The organism is Ruminococcus sp., assembly GCF_024684275.1.
Map to the genome: position 1 here is coordinate 16,750 of NZ_JAIKXF010000053.1, position 17,102 is coordinate 33,851.

The 17,102-nt window shown below is 48.1% G+C and carries 18 protein-coding genes; 17 read left to right on the forward strand and 1 reads right to left on the reverse strand.

Annotation, left to right across the window (positions count from 1 at the left end):
- Window positions 1-123: 123 nt before the first annotated feature.
- A complete protein-coding gene (locus K5677_RS05545; RefSeq protein WP_296725652.1) occupies window positions 124-987 on the reverse strand; it encodes an MBL fold metallo-hydrolase in 864 nt (287 codons plus the stop codon).
- Between the two features lie 198 nt (window positions 988-1,185).
- Between K5677_RS05545 and K5677_RS05550 the strand changes: the two genes are divergently transcribed.
- The 17 genes from K5677_RS05550 (at window position 1,186) to K5677_RS05630 (ending at window position 17,075) form a co-directional block, all read left to right on the forward strand.
- On the forward strand, window positions 1,186-1,674 hold the full coding sequence (locus K5677_RS05550; protein ID WP_072300636.1) for a dockerin type I repeat-containing protein: 489 nt from the start codon (window positions 1,186-1,188) through the stop codon (window positions 1,672-1,674).
- A gap of 150 nt (window positions 1,675-1,824) precedes the next feature.
- Window positions 1,825-3,204 carry a tRNA (N6-isopentenyl adenosine(37)-C2)-methylthiotransferase MiaB gene (gene miaB, locus K5677_RS05555; protein ID WP_296725655.1) on the forward strand — a complete coding sequence of 460 codons (1,380 nt, stop codon included), beginning with the start codon at window positions 1,825-1,827 and terminating at the stop codon, window positions 3,202-3,204.
- The gene (locus tag K5677_RS05560) at window positions 3,205-3,996 is read left to right on the forward strand and encodes a hypothetical protein (RefSeq protein ID WP_296725656.1); all 792 of its coding nucleotides are present in this window, start codon (window positions 3,205-3,207) and stop codon (window positions 3,994-3,996) included.
- Between the two features lie 48 nt (window positions 3,997-4,044).
- Entirely contained in the window at window positions 4,045-4,452 is a 408-nt protein-coding gene (locus K5677_RS05565) for a YlbF family regulator (RefSeq protein WP_296725658.1), read from the forward strand.
- A gap of 5 nt (window positions 4,453-4,457) precedes the next feature.
- On the forward strand, window positions 4,458-5,060 hold the full coding sequence (locus K5677_RS05570; RefSeq protein WP_296725659.1) for a hypothetical protein: 603 nt from the start codon (window positions 4,458-4,460) through the stop codon (window positions 5,058-5,060).
- Window positions 5,061-5,063: 3 nt separating this feature from the next.
- Window positions 5,064-5,693, forward strand: coding sequence for a hypothetical protein (locus tag K5677_RS05575; RefSeq protein ID WP_296725662.1), 630 nt, complete (start codon window positions 5,064-5,066; stop codon window positions 5,691-5,693).
- Between the two features lie 13 nt (window positions 5,694-5,706).
- The gene (gene mutS, locus K5677_RS05580; RefSeq protein ID WP_296725664.1) at window positions 5,707-8,325 is read left to right on the forward strand and encodes a DNA mismatch repair protein MutS; all 2,619 of its coding nucleotides are present in this window, start codon (window positions 5,707-5,709) and stop codon (window positions 8,323-8,325) included.
- Window positions 8,326-8,524: 199 nt separating this feature from the next.
- Complete coding sequence (locus tag K5677_RS05585) at window positions 8,525-9,145, forward strand: hypothetical protein (RefSeq protein WP_296725666.1); 621 nt, start codon at window positions 8,525-8,527, stop codon at window positions 9,143-9,145.
- Between the two features lie 32 nt (window positions 9,146-9,177).
- On the forward strand, window positions 9,178-11,208 hold the full coding sequence (mutL, locus tag K5677_RS05590) for a DNA mismatch repair endonuclease MutL (protein ID WP_296725668.1): 2,031 nt from the start codon (window positions 9,178-9,180) through the stop codon (window positions 11,206-11,208).
- 9 nt (window positions 11,209-11,217) lie between these two features.
- Window positions 11,218-11,865, forward strand: a complete 648-nt coding sequence (locus tag K5677_RS05595; protein WP_296725670.1) for a hypothetical protein — start codon at window positions 11,218-11,220, stop codon at window positions 11,863-11,865.
- Between the two features lie 30 nt (window positions 11,866-11,895).
- A complete protein-coding gene (gene miaA, locus K5677_RS05600) occupies window positions 11,896-12,843 on the forward strand; it encodes a tRNA (adenosine(37)-N6)-dimethylallyltransferase MiaA (protein WP_296725672.1) in 948 nt (315 codons plus the stop codon).
- A 104-nt stretch (window positions 12,844-12,947) separates the two neighbouring features.
- Window positions 12,948-13,187: an RNA chaperone Hfq gene (gene hfq, locus K5677_RS05605; RefSeq protein WP_019679069.1), complete on the forward strand. Its 240-nt coding sequence runs from the start codon at window positions 12,948-12,950 to the stop codon at window positions 13,185-13,187.
- 11 nt (window positions 13,188-13,198) lie between these two features.
- A complete protein-coding gene (locus K5677_RS05610; protein ID WP_296725673.1) occupies window positions 13,199-14,476 on the forward strand; it encodes an HlyD family efflux transporter periplasmic adaptor subunit in 1,278 nt (425 codons plus the stop codon).
- Entirely contained in the window at window positions 14,463-15,158 is a 696-nt protein-coding gene (locus tag K5677_RS05615; protein WP_296725674.1) for a YggS family pyridoxal phosphate-dependent enzyme, read from the forward strand. The genes K5677_RS05610 and K5677_RS05615 overlap by 14 nt, the downstream gene beginning before the upstream one ends.
- A gap of 95 nt (window positions 15,159-15,253) precedes the next feature.
- Entirely contained in the window at window positions 15,254-15,733 is a 480-nt protein-coding gene (gene sepF / locus K5677_RS05620) for a cell division protein SepF (protein ID WP_028516112.1), read from the forward strand.
- Window positions 15,733-16,491: a YlmH/Sll1252 family protein gene (locus K5677_RS05625; protein WP_296725679.1), complete on the forward strand. Its 759-nt coding sequence runs from the start codon at window positions 15,733-15,735 to the stop codon at window positions 16,489-16,491. Before sepF ends, K5677_RS05625 begins: the two co-directional genes overlap by 1 nt.
- A gap of 11 nt (window positions 16,492-16,502) precedes the next feature.
- Window positions 16,503-17,075, forward strand: coding sequence for a DivIVA domain-containing protein (locus K5677_RS05630; protein ID WP_296725681.1), 573 nt, complete (start codon window positions 16,503-16,505; stop codon window positions 17,073-17,075).
- Window positions 17,076-17,102: the final 27 nt, after the last annotated feature.

A 17,102-nucleotide genomic window follows, 5' to 3' on the forward strand; every position in this document is an offset into this window, starting at 1 on the left:
TTTCCCCCTCTGTCGGGCAATATATTTATTAAAGTGGGCTATATGATAATTATATCATTTCACACAGCGCCAGTCAATAAAATATAACAAAAAGCGACATTGCTGCCGCTTTTTTGTTAAATATTACAAAGATGAACCTTTTTCGGTTTCGATTTTTATCTGACTGCCGTCGCTGACAGCGGTTATCTCGCCGTTGAAGCAGGTAGCGTAGGTGGTTATTTTCATTTCTTTGAGAGTTTCCTGTACTTTTCCTGAAAATTCACTGCTTTCGGTGCATACAACAGCACATTTCGGGGATACAGCCTTGAGAAAATCGCCGATATTATCCAGCTTTCTGCCGTGATAGGGAACTTTCAGCAGGGTACACTGCCCTATGTCCATAATTTCGTCAAGTCTCTGTTCCATAGCGTCACCCGTGAAAAGCAGGGTGTTGTTGTGATGGACAGCCTTAGTGACCAGTGAAAAGTCATTCTCTGAGCTGTCGCCCTCTCCGTAGAAGTCCTTTTTCGGCGCATATACCGTGTAATCCACGTCGTCAAGGGTGAATGATATATCCTCTTTCAGCTTCATAGGAGTAATTCCTTCGCCGTCAAGAGTTTCCTTGAATTTGTCGTATTCACTGACATTTCCCTCATAATCGGGAGTAAGTACGTTCTTGACCTCAAAGTTTTTCAGCACCTTTGAAGCTCCGCCTACGTGGTCTTTATCAAAATGAGTGATTATCAGGTAATCGATAACGGTAGTTCCGCTTTCTTCAAGGAGAGCCGATACCTTCTTTCCGTCGCCTTTCTCGCCGCAGTCGATGACTACGGTTCCTGTTTCGGACTGCAGCACCATAGAGTCAGCCTTTCCTACGTCGAGGAACGTTACCTTGAACTCATTGGCTTCTGCCATATCGTGGGGCTTCTTTTCGTTGCATGAAAAGAGAGAAGAAACGGCAATTGCAGATGAAAGCAGCAGGGCTGCGGTTTTTTTGATATTCAGCATAATAATTTCCCCTTTCGTAAGTGAGTATACACTTTCACATAATATATTATATCATATAATCTTAAAAAAAGCTTTAAAAATCTTATATAAATATCTATTGACAAAATCGAGATAAAATGTTAATATATAAATGCTTGATATTTGACATAAACAAGTCATATATTTAGCAAACAATATTTTTAAAGGAGGAATTTCAAAATGAAATTCAACAAGATCGCAGCAATTCTTATGGCTTCAGTTATGACAGCAGGCGCAGCAACAGTTATGGGAGCAGCTGCCGCAAAGAAATCATCTTCATCTCCGGCAGTAAGAGCAATGAAGGGCGACATCAACGGTGATACAGATATCGACATCGAGGATCTTCAGGCTGTTACTTGGCACGTTAAGGGCATCAAGGCTATTCCTGCAAGCAGACTTGCAAGAGCAGACGTAAACTGGGACGGCAAGGTAGATGTTACAGATATCTCACTTATCTCCTATGATATCAACGGCTTTAGTCCTATCAGATCAGGCAACGTTTTAGGCCGTTCATATGTAACAAACGAGGATCTTGACGCTATCATTGATTATATCAACGGTGTAGATCCTCTGACAAAAGCTGAGAGAACCCGCGCTGACCTCAACAAGGACGGCAAGATAAATGTCACTGACGCAGTACTTCTTTCAAGATATCTCTATGTAAGATAATTACATCGCTGTATTGAAAAGGACTTTCCCTTGCGGAAGGTCCTTTTTTTGTAAAACTTGATGTCCGCAATTATCGGCACTTGAAATCTCCTTTTATATATGGTATAATTATACATTACAGGATTTTCATAGAAGGCGAGGTTTTGCCAATTGAAGGACAATACCGCGGAAATAAGCGAAATAAAGGCACTGCTGGGGAATAAGCCCCGAAAAGCCTACATAAGGAGCTTTGGCTGTCAGCTGAATGTGTCTGACGGTGAGAAGATAAAGGGCTTGCTAAAAAAAATGGGATACGGCTTTACTGAGGACGAACACGAAGCCGACCTCATCATTCTCAACACCTGCGCCGTGCGTGAAAGCGCCGAGGACAGAGTTTTCGGCATTGTGGGCAGCATGAAGAAGCTCAAGGAGCTCAAACCGTCCCTTATTATCGGCATTGCAGGCTGTATGACGGCTCAGAGCCATATTGCCGAAAAGATAAAGAAGTCATACCCACAGGTTGACCTTGTGCTTGGCACCTCTGCAATAAGCGCCCTGCCGAAGCTTCTTCTCGAAGCTCTCAGGGGAGCAGGTTTTTCGGCGGATATTACCGAATACGACGATTTCTCCGAGACTGTGGAGCAGGTGAGGGACAGCAGCTTCAAGGCTTCAGTGCCTATAATGTTCGGCTGCAATAACTTCTGCACCTACTGTATAGTGCCCTATGTCCGCGGACGTGAGCGCAGCCGCCGTCCCGAGGATATAGTCGGCGAGGTAAAACAGCTTGTATCACAGGGCTACAAGGAGATAATGCTGCTGGGACAGAATGTCAATTCCTACGGCAATGACCTTGATGGAAAATGCAGCTTTCCGCAGCTTCTCCGCGAGCTGAATAAAATAGACGGGGATTTCTGGATACGCTTCATGTCCTCACATCCGAAGGACGCTTCAAAGGAGCTTATCGATGCCATATTTGACTGCGAAAAAGCGGCAAAGCACCTGCACCTGCCTGTACAGAGCGGCAGCAGTGCGGTTCTTGAACGCATGAACCGCAGATATACCGTGGAAAAGTACCTCGGCATCGTAGATGAGATACGCCGCAGAGACCCGGATTTTTCACTGACTACTGATATTATCGTGGGCTTTCCCGACGAGACCGATGAGGAATTCCGCGAAACTCTCGACCTGATGAAAAGGGTTAGATACGACAATATCTACTCATTTATCTATTCAAAGCGCTCGGGTACTAAGGCGGCAGAAATGCCCGACAGTATCTCCGATGAGGAAAAGGGACAGCGCATGAGAGAGCTTCTTGAGGTACAGAGAGAGGTCTCCACCGAGCACTATAAGCGCTTTATCGGCAGGACTATGCGAGTTCTTGCAGATGGCGTATCGAAGAAAAAAGACGGCTGGCTCACAGGAAAGAGCAGCGAGTTCATAATAGTCGAGTTTGAGGGAGACAGCTCCCTTATAGGTCAGTTCGTGGACGTTGAGATAACCGATGCCATGAATTGGGCTGTTTCGGGACATATAAAGAAAGGGACGATATAATTGAGAAGAATTATTGCAATATCCTGCCTTGCAGCACTGCTTCTGGCAGGCTGCGGAAAAACAGGTCAGAGCAGCTCTTCGTCTGAGAGCGCTAATGCAGCCACAGAGCCCATAAGCATTACAGCGGCTTCCGCTGAGGTGACAACGGCTGCCGAGACAACGACCGCAGAGGCTGCTTCAGCAACAGCTGCCGAGGAAACAACAGAAGCCGATACAACAAAGGAGCCCGACGGAATGGTTTCCGCAGGGGGACGAATGGATATGTATCCTGCCGTTTATCAGGGCGAGGTAAAGAGAGTTTTCGATGAAACAGCTGCCGAGAATAACGGCTTGGTGAGCATCGAGTATGCACTCCGTGACCTCGATGTTGACGGTATCCCCGAGCTTATCCTGAAATACGGCACCTGTGAGGCTGATTTCCGCATACACATTTACAGATATGATGAGAATTGCGAGCTTCAGGACCTCGGAGTGTTCGGCGGCGGACATACTTCTTTCTGCTATGACGAGAACACGGGGAATTTTGTTCTCCTGTGGGGACATATGGGCTCGGCAAGCATAATGTATAATGTATGGGAAAACGGTACATTAAAGCAAACAGACCACTATGACTTTAATCTTGACGAGCAGACTCCTTCGTATGATGCTGTTCTTGAAGAAAAGGGCATAAGACGCATGGAATTCGTGGGAGCTTACAAATTCGATGCAAGCAGTGAGATAAAGTCGTATTTCCAGCATGGAGACGGTACTTCTGAGGAGTTCGACGGACTTTACCTCGATCATATCTGCTGATCTTTGCAGCATAACGAATAAATCAATAATTTAAAGGAGAATAAAAACATGGATATTATGGAATTAACAAGAGAGCTTGGAAAGGCACTTCAGAACGATGACAGATACACAGCTTATATGCTGGCTAAAAAGGCTAACGATGAGGATAAGGAGCTTCAGGAGGACATCGCACATTTTGAGGACCTCCGCATGAACCTCGGCAGCGCTATGAGTGCTGAGGAGCCCGATTCCGACAACATCAAGGCTCTGGATACTGAACTCAAGACAGTTTACAACAAGATAATGAAGAACCCGAAGATGATAGTTTTCTCAGGCGCACAGCAGGCTCTTGAAAAGCTGGTGACCAATATCCAGCAGATAATCCAGCTCTGCGCAAACGGTGAGGACCCTGAGACCTGCCAGATACCCGAGGCAGGCTGCACAGGCAGCTGTGCTTCATGCGCAGGCTGTCACTGATATATATGGACAATAATAACAGAGCACTGTATGATAAGATCGCATATGTCAACTATCTTATCGGCAGCTTTGACGGAAGTGTGCCGCCATACAGCTTTCAGCTCAGAAACAGTGCCGAGGCAATAAAGGTAAACAGACGGTGTGGTTGGAGTGCTTTAGTCTGTGGAATTTCCATGCTTGGAATGAAGCTCTTTAGATGGGATTTTTTTAGTGTATCAGGCATTATACTGGCAGCTTTGTGCTTTATCTGTGCGATATTCAGTTTTATATATTCTGCCTGTATGGAGAAGGCTGTCATAGCTGAAGTTGACGGTGACAATATAACAATAAAGGGCAGAACCTATAACTGCGGAGAGATAGACTGCATTAAGGGCTCGGCTATGAACGGCTTGAAGATAGTTTCGGCGGGCAGGGACATTGTCAAATTCAGCAAAGCTCTTGACAACTGCGGCGAGCTTATAAAATGGGCAAGATGCAATCATATCAGGATAGACGACGATCCCGACGCTGATCCGAAAAAGGCACAGAATATCTATATGATAACAGCAGTTATCGTTATGATATTAGCTGTGTTCATAGGGCTGTATTTAGGACTGAAAGGCAGATAAGCCATGAGTATTGAGCTTGATAAGGATCAGCAGGCAGAGCTGAGATACATAGGTGCCGAAGGCGAGATAAGACGCGACAGGATAGACCGTATCATAGGCGTGAATGACTCTGCGCCGCCGAAGCGGAGCTTCGATATCGAGGTCTCGTCCCAGACAAGGGAAGTCAATAAGGTATACCTCGGGGCAGCTTTATCGGGACTTGCAGGGGACGTATTGATATTCTTCATGCGCCGTGAGTTGTCGGGAGATAATGGTGGCTTACCTGAGTTCGTTATCGGTGTCATCAGTATCGTTTTGCTGGTGCTGGCGGTCTTTGGCGGAAAAGGGCTTGTCCATGTGACAGGCGAGGAGCTGAGGATAAACGGCAGAGGTTATTTTGCAAGTGATATCGACATGATAAGCTGCAAAGGCATGGACGTGAAGGTGCATAGCGGCGGAAAGACCGTACTCAGGCTCAAAAAGGCGGACACAGGCTGCGAAGAGCTGATAAAATGGGCAAAAGCCTATGATATTGCCATAAAAAACACCGACGGCGAGCCGTCACGCTCCATTAAGGTGCTTATGGCTGTGGGAGCGGTGCTGTTCGTTGCGGCTTTTACCGTGCTGTTGTTTTTTATCGTAACTAAGATGTAAAGGAGCTAAACCAATGGAAATCGACAGAAGTAAAATATCCCCCATGATGCAGCAGTACTTCGAGGTCAAGGACAAGTACAAGGACTGTATACTGTTCTTCCGCCTCGGTGACTTCTACGAGATGTTCTTCGATGATGCTGTAGTGGTATCAAAGGCTCTTGAGCTTACCCTTACAGGCAGAGACTGCGGACTTGAGGAACGCGCTCCCATGTGCGGAGTGCCCTATCATGCGGCGGATATGTACATAAAGAGGCTCATAGACATGGGCTTCAAGGTGGCTGTGTGTGAGCAGCTCACCGATCCTGCCGAGACCAAGGGTATAGTTGTACGTGATGTTATCCGCGTGGTAACTCCGGGTACGCTGACAGAGAGCAGTATGCTTGATGACGGCAGCAACAACTATATATGCAGTATCTTCTACGACGAGGAAACTAAGACCTGCGGCGTTGCTTCTGCCGATCTTTCGACAGGTGAGGCGGCTCTCAGCTATTTCGAGGGCAAGGACCTGGAGGCAGGCGTCATCAACGAGCTTTCACGCTGCAAGCCTGCGGAGATAATCTTCCCACAGAACTTCCTGTCACTTAAAGCAGCTGCTGAGTTCGTAAAGGTAAGGCTTTCCTGTGCGGTGACTCTACGCGATACTATATGCTTCACTCCATCTGCGCGAAGGGATATGGCTGCGGCAGTATTCGGCGTGAAATCCGTAACAGAGCTTGGCATAAGCGAGGACGGAGCAGACTGCGCGGCGGTATGCGGACTTTTCGATTACATAAACGATACACAGAAGACATCGGTTTCAAGATTTACGTCTATCGAGCTTCTGAGCGGCGAGCAGTTCATGGGGCTTGACCTCAATGCAAGGCGAAACTTAGAGCTTACGGAAACTCTACGCAGTAAGGAGAAAAAAGGCTCTCTCATGTGGGTGCTGGACTCTACAAAGACCTCAATGGGACGCCGTATGCTGAGAAACTGGATAGAGCAGCCTCTGAAAAGCCCTGCAAGGATAATCGAGCGCCTTGACGCAGTTGAAGCACTCTACCGCAAGAGCGTTGTCCTCACAGACCTTACAGACCTGCTGGACAGGGTATACGATCTGGAGCGCCTTATGACAAAGGTCATGTACAAGAGCGCCAATCCCCGTGACCTCAAATCCCTTTCGGCTACAGCTATGCAGCTGCCACTCGTAAAGCAGGAGCTTGCAAAGCTTTCCGATTCAAAGCTCCTTGCGAGGTATAATGACGAAATATCTACATTAGACGAGCTGGTAAACCTTGTTGAGAATGCCATTATGGACGAGCCGCCTATCTCCGTAAAGGACGGCGGTGTTATCAAGGAGGGCTTCAACAAGGAGCTTGATGAGCTTCGCCACATAATGAACAACGGCAGGAGCATAATCGACGAGATAGAACAGCGCGAAAAAGAGGCAACAGGCATCAAAAGCCTTAAAATAGGCTTCAACCGTGTGTTTGGCTATTATCTTGAGGTAACACGCTCATACTATGACCTTATCCCCGAGGGCTGGATACGCAAGCAGACTCTCGCAAACGCAGAGCGCTTCATCACAGAGGAGCTGAAAAACGCCGAAAACTCTATACTCGGTGCAAAGGACAAGGCTCTTTCCCTCGAAGCTGATATATTCTCTGAGGTGCGTGACTTCCTTGCGACAAAGCTGGAAGCGGTACAGAAAACTGCCTCGGCTGTTGCGGCTGTGGACGTGCTATGCTCTTTTGCGGACGTAGCTCTGCGGAATCAGTACGTCAAGCCCGACATCGTCATTGACGGCTCTATCGACATAAAAGCAGGACGCCACCCTGTTGTGGAGCTCATGCTTACCGATGAGATGTTTGTGCCTAATGACCTCTACATCGACACAAAGGCTGACCGTATGTCCATAATCACGGGACCTAATATGTCAGGTAAATCCACATACATGAGACAGGCAGCACTTATTGTGCTCATGGCGCAGATAGGCAGCTTCGTGCCTGCGGATTCCGCTAAAATATCCGTGGTGGACAAGATATTCACCCGTGTGGGAGCTTCCGATGACCTTACGGCAGGTCAGTCCACATTTATGGTGGAGATGAGCGAGGTATCGGATATACTGAAAAACGCCACTAAGGACAGCCTTGTTATACTTGACGAGGTGGGCAGGGGAACCTCTACATTTGACGGTGTAAGCATAGCCCGTGCTGTTGCGGAGTTCATCTGCAATTCAAAGAAGCTGGGCTGCAAGACTCTTTTCGCTACCCACTACCATGAGCTTATCGGGCTTGAGGACGAGCTGGAGGGTGTAAAGAACTACAGCATCGCCGTAAACAAGCACGGCGGCACCATACGCTTTTTGCGCAAGATAGTCCGCGGCGGTGTGGACGAGAGCTACGGCGTTGACGTTGCAAAGCTGGCTGGACTTCCTGCAAAGGTGGTCACAAGGGCAAAGGAGCTCCTTGAAGAAATGGAGAGAGCTCATGCTGCGGAGCGTCCTGCGGCAGTCCGCGAGGAGTCGGGGCAGATAAGCTTCGGCAGTCTGGGCAGAGAAGCGGCTCTGGAAATGTTGGAAAAGACCAATATCGACGAGCTTACGGACAGCGAGTGCCGCGAGCTCCTCAGAGATATGCTGAAAGCTATTCAGTAGAGAACGCTGCCCTCGGCGTTCCGAGCCTTTAGCCGATTTAGAGCTAAGAGCTAAGAACTAAGAGCTAAGTAGGGGCGACGTCTCGTCAACTCTCAAATCTAAACTCTCAACTTTAGAAAACGTGTAGGGACGACCAATGGTCGTCCGCAAATATAAAATTATGCATTATGAATTATGAATTGAAACAGAGGTGCAAATCATGCCTGCTTATTTTTCTTTGATAATGGAATACAGCCGCGCAGAGCTGGATTTTGACAATATGAAGGAGCTTACCGCTTATATCAAGCACTCAGGACTTGGATTCAAGGGCGGATTGAATAGCTATGAAAATGAGTCCATAGAGGACATTATGGAATGGAACCAGAAAAAGCTGGAGGAGGACTTCGAGCTGGGCTACGACGAGGACGCTTCCAACGATTACAAGCAGATGCGCTTTGAATATGACGGCTTTTCCGAGTTCCGCGGCTTTATCATGAATGAGTCGCCTATACGCGGAGAGTATACCTTTACCCTGCTGATACCTCAGGAGGAGGTTCACGTTGAGGGAGATACCTACAAAAAGGAAGCTGTTGAGAAGCTGAAAGCCATAGCTTCAAAGCTCTGGATACTGCCGAAAACACGCACCATGCAGACTGAGCTGGAGCTTGGTGAGGGGATAACTCCCGAAATGGATATAAAGGAGGGGGCTGCTCCGAGTGCCTGTCCATTCGCTATTGTATCGGAAAAGCAGTTCGGACGCATGGACACAGCTGATTATACTGCCGAGCATATCGAGTACGGCGGAGTAATACTCACACCAAACCGGATAAAGCTGGTCTGAACTGCGCTTCAAATCAGAAAGGAAGTAAATAAATGCCCCCTATCAACGTCCTTAGCAAGGAAATATCAGAGCTTATCGCCGCAGGCGAGGTCATCGAGCGTCCCTCATCGGTAATCAAGGAGCTGGTGGAAAACTCCATAGATTCGGGAGCCTCTCATATCACCGTTGAGATAAAAAACGGCGGAACCACATATATGCGCGTAACCGACGACGGCTGCGGAATGTCCTTTGATGACGTACCAAAGGCTTTTCTTCGTCATGCCACAAGCAAGATAAGCGCTAAAGAGGACCTTGACAATATCCTTACTCTCGGCTTCCGCGGAGAAGCTCTTGCCTCTGTTGCCGCTGTAGCCCGTGTAGAGATCATGACCAAGCAGAAAGAGGGACTCTACGGCACTCTCTATACCATTGAGGGAAGTGTTGAGAAGTCCCACGAGGAAAGCGGCTGCCCCGACGGTACTACCGTCATAATCCGCGACCTGTTCTATAATGTCCCGGCAAGGCGCAAGTTCATGAAAAAGGACGTCACCGAGGGAAATGCGGTAAGCACTATCCTCCAGAAAATAGCCATGTCACACCCCGATATAGCTTTCAGATTTATCCGCGACAACCGCACGGAATTCAACTCCAGCGGCGACGGGGAGCTGTTTTCGGCGATATATGCGGTCTACGGACGTGATTTCGCCCGTGACCTTATCCCCGTAGACTACGAATACGAGGGCGTGAAGGTTGGCGGCTATGTCATAAAGCCACTGTACTCAAAGAACAACCGTGCTTTCCAGAACTTTTTCGTAAACGGCAGATACGTCCGTTCAAGGCTGTGCTCTGCGGCTTTGGAAAACGCCTACACCAATATGATAATGACAGGGAAATTCCCTGCCTGCGTACTTCTCATTGACCTGCCGCCCAGCACTATGGACGTAAATATCCACCCCACTAAGGCAGAGGTGCGCTTCACCAACGAGAAAGCCGTGTCCGACGCAGTCTATTTTGCGGTGAAGAATGCCATGATGCAGGACGGCCTTATCTATGAATTTGAGCTGAAGCCTCATGCGGACTGGACTAAGGCTGCTCCCGAGCAGGAGGAGATGAAGCAGCAGGAATTCATGTTCACTCCTGTTGACAAGATAGAGGAGACCGAGCAGAAGCTGGCAGAAGCTCCCACACCTGTGTATGAAGCGCCAAAGCCTGCATATACAGCGCCAAAGCCTGTTACAGAGGAACAGCCGTATACTGCGGATATAACGCCCAGTCCGGCATACGATGAAAAGCCTGTACAGGCGTCAGCTCCCATAGCTGATAAGTTCATTGAAACAGCTCCCGCAGCGGAGACAGTTCCCGAGACAATAAAAGCTCCCGAGCCTGTTTCGGAGCCCGAGCCGCCGAAGGCAGTGGAGGGATTCAGCTACATCACACAGCAGGCATTCACGGCTGCGCCTGTGCAGAAGTCTGCGGAGCCCGAAGCTCCTAAGGAGTCTGTATGGACAGAAAAGCCTAAGATACGTGTTATCGGTGAGGCATTCGGGCTTTATGTGGTTGCGGAAGTCGGCGATGACACTATGATAATGATAGACAAACACGCTGCCCACGAGCGTATCATATTCGAGAGACTGAAAAGCCGCAACTGCCGACAGTACAGCCAGCAGCTCCTTACGGGAGTAAGAGTGCTCCTCACAGGTGACGAGATAAGCGCACTTGAAGCAAATCAGGAACTCCTTGCAGACTTAGGCTTTGCCTTTGATTTCTCGGAGAAGCCTTGTGTTGTGGCAACGGCTGTTCCCACCTTCATTATGGAGTTGGACATGGAGGACATAATCTCGGAGATTGCCAATAATCTCCGTATGTACAGCCATGACCCACAGTCTCATGTGCTGGACGATATGCTCCACACAGTTGCCTGCAAATCGGCAATAAAGGGCAACGACAAGAACGATATCGCGGAGCTTCAATCCCTTGCGGAGCAGGTCTACTTCGACGAGAGGATACGCCATTGTCCCCACGGCAGACCTGTTATGTTCACCATGACCAAGAGCAATATCTCACATCAGTTCAAAAGAACGTAAGGAGACAGTATGAAACGAGCAGTTAAAGCCTTTATTGCAGTTTATTTTGCGTTTTTTATGTGCGTATTCGGCGGTATAAATGCTTTTGCGTGGAATGTTGACCAATCTCGTCTGGGAATAAGTCTCGGTGAAGTCCCCGATGGGACTGTATTTGCTGATATACTGCTGAAAGGCAGCTGGAATAAGGCGGAGACTGACTTTAACGAGAACAATGGACAGCTTTTGGAAGCAGGACGTGACAGCGAGATCGCAAAATACAGCAAGGACGGCTATACAAGTATGCTTTTCAGGCATAATTTCGCGCAATTGCAGGAATGTGACATTACGCCTGAGTTTGACCAAAAGCGTATGCTCCTTAAGCTGAGTATCCCAAGCGATGAGATATTCAGCCACTTCCGTCACATAAAGCTCGCATACTGTGATAAGGACGGAAATGTCATTGGTATCACCAACGAGGTCAAGGTCAAAAAATCATTTTGGGGTATGCCTGCGTACACTATAGCGGCAAACGGCAGCAGTCTGACCTGCAATGTGAATAATGGACCGCCCTATTTCATGATAGTGCTGGTGCCTTTAACAGCTGCTGTGCTGCTTTTCATAATAACAGCTGCTATTATAATAGTGAAGGTAAGAAAAAGGCGCAGACAGCAAAAATGATAAAGAGAATAAAGTCCGGAGAAATTGATAATGAACGAAAAGAATAAAAAGCCCTTCGTGCTGGCGGTGGTCGGACCTACGGCATCGGGCAAGACATGGCTGGGCGTTGAGCTTGCGAAGATTTACGGCGGAGAGGTCATCTCCGCCGATTCCATGCAGATATACAAGGGCATGGACATAGCCTCTGCAAAGCCCACAGAAGCAGAAAAGCAGGGGACACCACATCATCTCATGGGTATCCTCGACAGGGACGTGAGCTTCAGTGCCGCAGACTATGTACAGCTTGCAAACGAGAAGATACAGGAAGTGCTCTCCCGCGGAAAACTCCCCATAATAGTGGGCGGTACGGGACTTTATGTGGATTCTCTCCTTGAAAATGTGAAGTTCTCCGAGGGCGGCAGCGACGAGGCTTACCGTCAGGAGCTTTATGCCTTCGCAAAGGAACACGGAAACGAGGCGCTCCATGCACGGCTTGCGGAGCTTGACCCCGAAGCCGCAGAGGGCATACACCCCAATAATCTGGTGAGAGTTGTTCGCGCACTGGAGGTCGGTCACGTTACGGGACGGAGATTCAGCGAACTGAAACGTGAGAGCAAATTAGTGGAAAGTCCCTATAGCTCCCTGATAATAGGGCTTAATTACGAAAACAGACAGACTCTCTACGACCGCATTGACCTGCGCGTTGACGAAATGGTGAAGGCAGGGCTTGTCGATGAGGCACGTAAGCTGTGGGAGGAAAGCGGCATGAAGACCGCTGCAAACGCTATCGGCTACAAGGAGCTTATCCCGTATTTCGAGGGAAAAGCAGAGCTTTCTGACTGTATCGGCACGATCAAGCAGGAAACGCGGCATTATGCCAAGCGTCAACTGACGTGGTTCCGGAAAAACGGGCGTATAGAATGGCTTTTTTTGGACAGATTTAATAAAAATGAAGAAATATTAGAAAAATGCAAAAAAACTATAGCAAATTATTTTTAAATGTGATATAATGAACTGTGTGTATTTATGTGTACTGTATTTGACAAAATATTTTACACATCAAAATACGCAGACAAACAAATATGCCAGATAGGAGAATGTGTATGAACAAAACAATCAATTTGCAGGATGTATTTCTTAATCAGTGCAGAAAAGACAAGATAATGGTAACTATTATCCTGACCAATGGCTTCCAGTTCAAGGGAATGGTAAGAGGCTTTGACAGCTATGTTGCTATCTTCGACTGTGACGGTAAGCAGCAGCTGGTCTACAAGCACGCTATTTCCACTATTATCCCCGCAAGAGCAGTTTCTATCCTCGACGCTTCAGAAAAGAACGACTAAGGGTGATCTGAATGAGATTTACCAGGTCGGAAGGCAGCTTCATGGTCAAGGCGCTGAGAAACGTCGTGCTTGTGCTGCTTCTGATAATCTTTGTCAGCATAGTTTATAACTTCCGCAACAGAGAGAGCAATACGGTCTCGGCTCTCATGGCGTCTTCGGTGTCCTCAAAGGAGTACAAGGGCGTATTCATCAGAGATGAAGAGATAATCCTCTACAGCGGAAACGGCGTACTCAGCTATAATGTGTCCGACGGCGGCAAGGTAGGCAGCGGCAGTGTTATCGCGGAAGCCTATCCCTCCGACGAACAGCTCAGCATAAAGCGCCGGAAAGCTGCGCTGCAAAAGGAACTGAATATCCTTGAAAAGATACAGAATCCGGGTACTATGGAATCTGCCCAGCCTGCCAGCATCTCGGAAAATATCAACGAGAGCTACAGGAGCTTTATCTACTACAGGGATATGGGGGATTACCGCAGCCTTGAAACAGTGAAGGACGATCTTCTCGTACAGCTCAGTACATACCAGATAATGACGGAAGAGGTACAGGGCTTTGACCAGAAGATATCCGATATAAAGTCAGAGATCGCAAAGCTTGACGCAGATTCGCTGCCCTCCAGCGAGACCATAAAATCTCAGAGATCAGCTTATTTCGCCAGCTATATCGACGGCTATGAGGAGGAGCTCAGCAGCAAGACGCTGGACAAGCTCACCTGTGCCAAGATAGATGAGATCACTGATAAAAAATCAACAGCACCAAATGTCGTCGGAAAGCTTATCGACGGCTATGGCTGGTATCTCGCCGTGGTTGCTGACAACTCCAAAAAGGAGTATGAGATCGGCAAGGAGGTCAAGCTGAAATTTGATTCCTCCGCCGAGACTTACCCTGCTGTTATTTACGATATCCGCGATGAAAAGCCCGACAGGAGCCTTATCATCATTTCGTGCAGCAAGTTCAACTATGAGCTTGTCCAGCACAGAGCCGAGATAGTCGAGCTCATCTCACTTATAGACGGCAAGGAGAAGTGCGAGGGACTTAAAGTTCCCCGTGAGGCTATCCGATTCGCCGACGTCAAGGAGACCTATACCGACGACAGCGGCAATGAGCAGGAAAAGGTAATGACAAGCAAGGGCGTTTATATCCGTAAGGGTGAGCAGGTGCTCTTTAAAAAGATAGATGTAAGATTTGAGGGAAGCGATTATGTCCTTTCAAAGGTACATCACGAAAGCGAGTATCTTCAGCTTTACGATGATATTATGTTAGAGGGAGTCGATAAGGATGACGAAAAATAATGATCTCGCTTATATCGACGAGAACCTGCGCATAATAAGAGAGAGATGCGCCGAAGCAAAGGATAAGTACCGAAGCTCCGACGATGATGTCCGTATAATGGCGGTCACAAAGACCGTTGCTCCCGAGGCGGTAAATCATGCCGTTGAGCTGGGTATCGGACTTCTCGGTGAAAACAGGGTGCAGGAGTACCTTTCAAAGGCTGACTTTTATGACAAGTCTGCCGAGGTGCAGTTTATTGGACATTTACAGACCAACAAGGTGAAATATATCATAAATTCCGTAAGCATGATACAATCCGTTGACAGCCTGAAGCTGGGACAGGAGATAAGCCGCCTCGCCGTTAAGAACGGCAGGGTAATGGATATCCTCTGTGAGGTCAATATCGGCGGAGAGGATTCCAAGAGCGGAGTCGCTCCTGACGGACTGGACGAGCTTATGGACGGGCTCTCGGAGCTCGAAGGCATACGTATAAGAGGACTTATGACAATCCCGCCGCCCTCAGACAGCGATATATTCCTCGGACGAATGAAGGAGCTCTATGATAAGGTCTCCTCAGAGCGAAAGGGTATGGATACGCTCTCAATGGGAATGACTCACGATTACGCAGAAGCCATAAGGTATGGCTCAACACTGGTGCGTATCGGAACAGGTCTTTTCGGCGCAAGAGACTACTCAAAGTAACTCGCAGCGGAATGCTGAGATCAACACGGGATACTCCGCATTGATCCTGTGAAGAGAAATATAAAAAACAAATAATGCGGAGAAGGAGTATTAAGATGAAACTTTTTGACGGTATTAAGGATTTTTTCTTTGCTGCAGATGATGATGATTTTGAAGCTGATGTTCCCGTTCGTCACGAGCGTGAGCGCGGCGGTTTCCAGCCTTCCGATCAGGAAGATGCTCCCGTGAACGAGGGCGCACCGAGCGGTCTTGGCGGCGGCGGCAGAAGAAATAAGGTCGTTAATATACAGACTACAGCACAGCTGCAGGTGGTACTGGTAAAGCCCTCTGCTTTCACAGACGCTAAGCAGATCGCTGACCACCTCATTGCTAAGAAAACAGTAGTTCTCAACCTTGAGACAGCTTCTCCCGAGAACAAGAGAAGAATAATCGACTTCCTCGTTGGCGTTGCATATGCAAACGGCGGAAGCTTAAAGCCCGTAGCTAACCTTACCTACATCATTACTCCTTATAATGTAGGATTTATCGGCGAAGACTTAGTAGGCGAGCTGGAGAACAACGGCGTATTCATCTGATGAACGAGCCGTCGGATAAGCTTTTTGCCGCAAGGCTTGCGGATATGGTCAGCCTGTGTGAAAGAAACGGTTCAGCGGTCTTTTCGTCGTTTTTCGATGAAAGACAGTGCGCGGAAGCCGAGGCATGGTGTGCCGTGAACACAGGTGAGCTGAAATACAGGCTGTGGGGCGGATACGATGACGCAAGACGGAAAATGCTTGCGGTCTATCCCGATTACTGCGAGGACTATGTGGAGGGAGAATACCCCTTTATTTGCCTGACCTTTACTTACCGAAGCGAGGACAGGCTCACCCACAGGGATTTCCTCGGCAGCTTTATGGGCTTGCAGCTCAAGCGTGAGATAATCGGAGATATTGTCGTTTCTGAGGGTATCACTCAGGCTTTTGTCACCGAGGTGGCTGCAAGGAGCATTATCTCATCTGTCTCAAAGATCGGCAGAGTCGGCGTGAAAATAGCCGATGACAAGCCCTTTGATCTGGAAAATGCTCAGAAATTCCAGACCATAAGCGGTACAGTGGCTTCACTGCGGCTCGACTGCGTGGTGGGGCTTGCTGCTCATCTCAGCCGTGAAAAGTCAGCGGCACTTATCCGTTCAGATAAGGCAGAGGTGAATCATCTGCCTGTTTCATCTGTCTCCTACGAACTCAGGGGCGGAGATGTATTGTCAATTAGGGGAATTGGAAGATTTGTGCTTTCAGAAATAAACGGCTCTACTAAAAAGGGACGCATACACATTGATCTTAAAAAATATATTTAGAGGTGAATGAAATGATAACTTCAAAGGATGTCAGAAATAAGAGATTTGAAAAGGCAGCTTTCGGATATAAGCAGGAGGAGATCGATGAATTCCTCAATCAGCTGGAGGCAGAACTTGACGAAATGGAGCGCGAGCGTGCAGAGGCTAACAGCAAGATACAGGTTCTTGCAGATAAGGTAAGAGAGTATATGAGAGACGAGGACGCTCTCAAGGACGCTCTTCTCGGCGCTCAGAAGCAGGGACATCAGGTACTCAACGACGCTAACGAAAAGGCTGAGCAGATAATCGCAGAGGCTAAGGAAAAGGCTGCTGCACTTGAGGACGAGGCTGTACGTCAGCACGCTGAGGCTATGGAGAAGAACCGCGCTGAGATCGCTAAGGAAAAGGAAGCTCTCATCGAGGCTCAGCAGCAGGTAGCTGATTTCAAGAAGAGCCTGTTCGATATGTATAAGAGCCACTTAGAGCTCATCTCATCTATGCCTGAGACATTTGACAACGAGTCGGCAGAGGAAGATGAGACAGAGGACAAGGCTGAGACAGCAGAGGAGATCGCTGCTGCTGTAGCGGCAGAGGTCGAGGAATAATCAAAAATTAAAAAGATCGAAAGGAGG

Coding starts and splice junctions, on each gene's coding strand:
- K5677_RS05545 (WP_296725652.1), bottom strand. CDS start 987: ATGCTGAATATCAAAAAAACCGCAGCCCTGCTGCTTTCATCTGCAATT.
- K5677_RS05550 (WP_072300636.1), top strand. CDS start 1,186: ATGAAATTCAACAAGATCGCAGCAATTCTTATGGCTTCAGTTATGACA.
- K5677_RS05565 (WP_296725658.1), top strand. CDS start 4,045: ATGGATATTATGGAATTAACAAGAGAGCTTGGAAAGGCACTTCAGAAC.
- K5677_RS05570 (WP_296725659.1), top strand. CDS start 4,458: ATGGACAATAATAACAGAGCACTGTATGATAAGATCGCATATGTCAAC.
- K5677_RS05575 (WP_296725662.1), top strand. CDS start 5,064: ATGAGTATTGAGCTTGATAAGGATCAGCAGGCAGAGCTGAGATACATA.
- mutS (WP_296725664.1), top strand. CDS start 5,707: ATGGAAATCGACAGAAGTAAAATATCCCCCATGATGCAGCAGTACTTC.
- K5677_RS05585 (WP_296725666.1), top strand. CDS start 8,525: ATGCCTGCTTATTTTTCTTTGATAATGGAATACAGCCGCGCAGAGCTG.
- mutL (WP_296725668.1), top strand. CDS start 9,178: ATGCCCCCTATCAACGTCCTTAGCAAGGAAATATCAGAGCTTATCGCC.
- K5677_RS05595 (WP_296725670.1), top strand. CDS start 11,218: ATGAAACGAGCAGTTAAAGCCTTTATTGCAGTTTATTTTGCGTTTTTT.
- miaA (WP_296725672.1), top strand. CDS start 11,896: ATGAACGAAAAGAATAAAAAGCCCTTCGTGCTGGCGGTGGTCGGACCT.
- hfq (WP_019679069.1), top strand. CDS start 12,948: ATGAACAAAACAATCAATTTGCAGGATGTATTTCTTAATCAGTGCAGA.
- K5677_RS05610 (WP_296725673.1), top strand. CDS start 13,199: ATGAGATTTACCAGGTCGGAAGGCAGCTTCATGGTCAAGGCGCTGAGA.
- K5677_RS05615 (WP_296725674.1), top strand. CDS start 14,463: ATGACGAAAAATAATGATCTCGCTTATATCGACGAGAACCTGCGCATA.
- sepF (WP_028516112.1), top strand. CDS start 15,254: ATGAAACTTTTTGACGGTATTAAGGATTTTTTCTTTGCTGCAGATGAT.
- K5677_RS05625 (WP_296725679.1), top strand. CDS start 15,733: ATGAACGAGCCGTCGGATAAGCTTTTTGCCGCAAGGCTTGCGGATATG.
- K5677_RS05630 (WP_296725681.1), top strand. CDS start 16,503: ATGATAACTTCAAAGGATGTCAGAAATAAGAGATTTGAAAAGGCAGCT.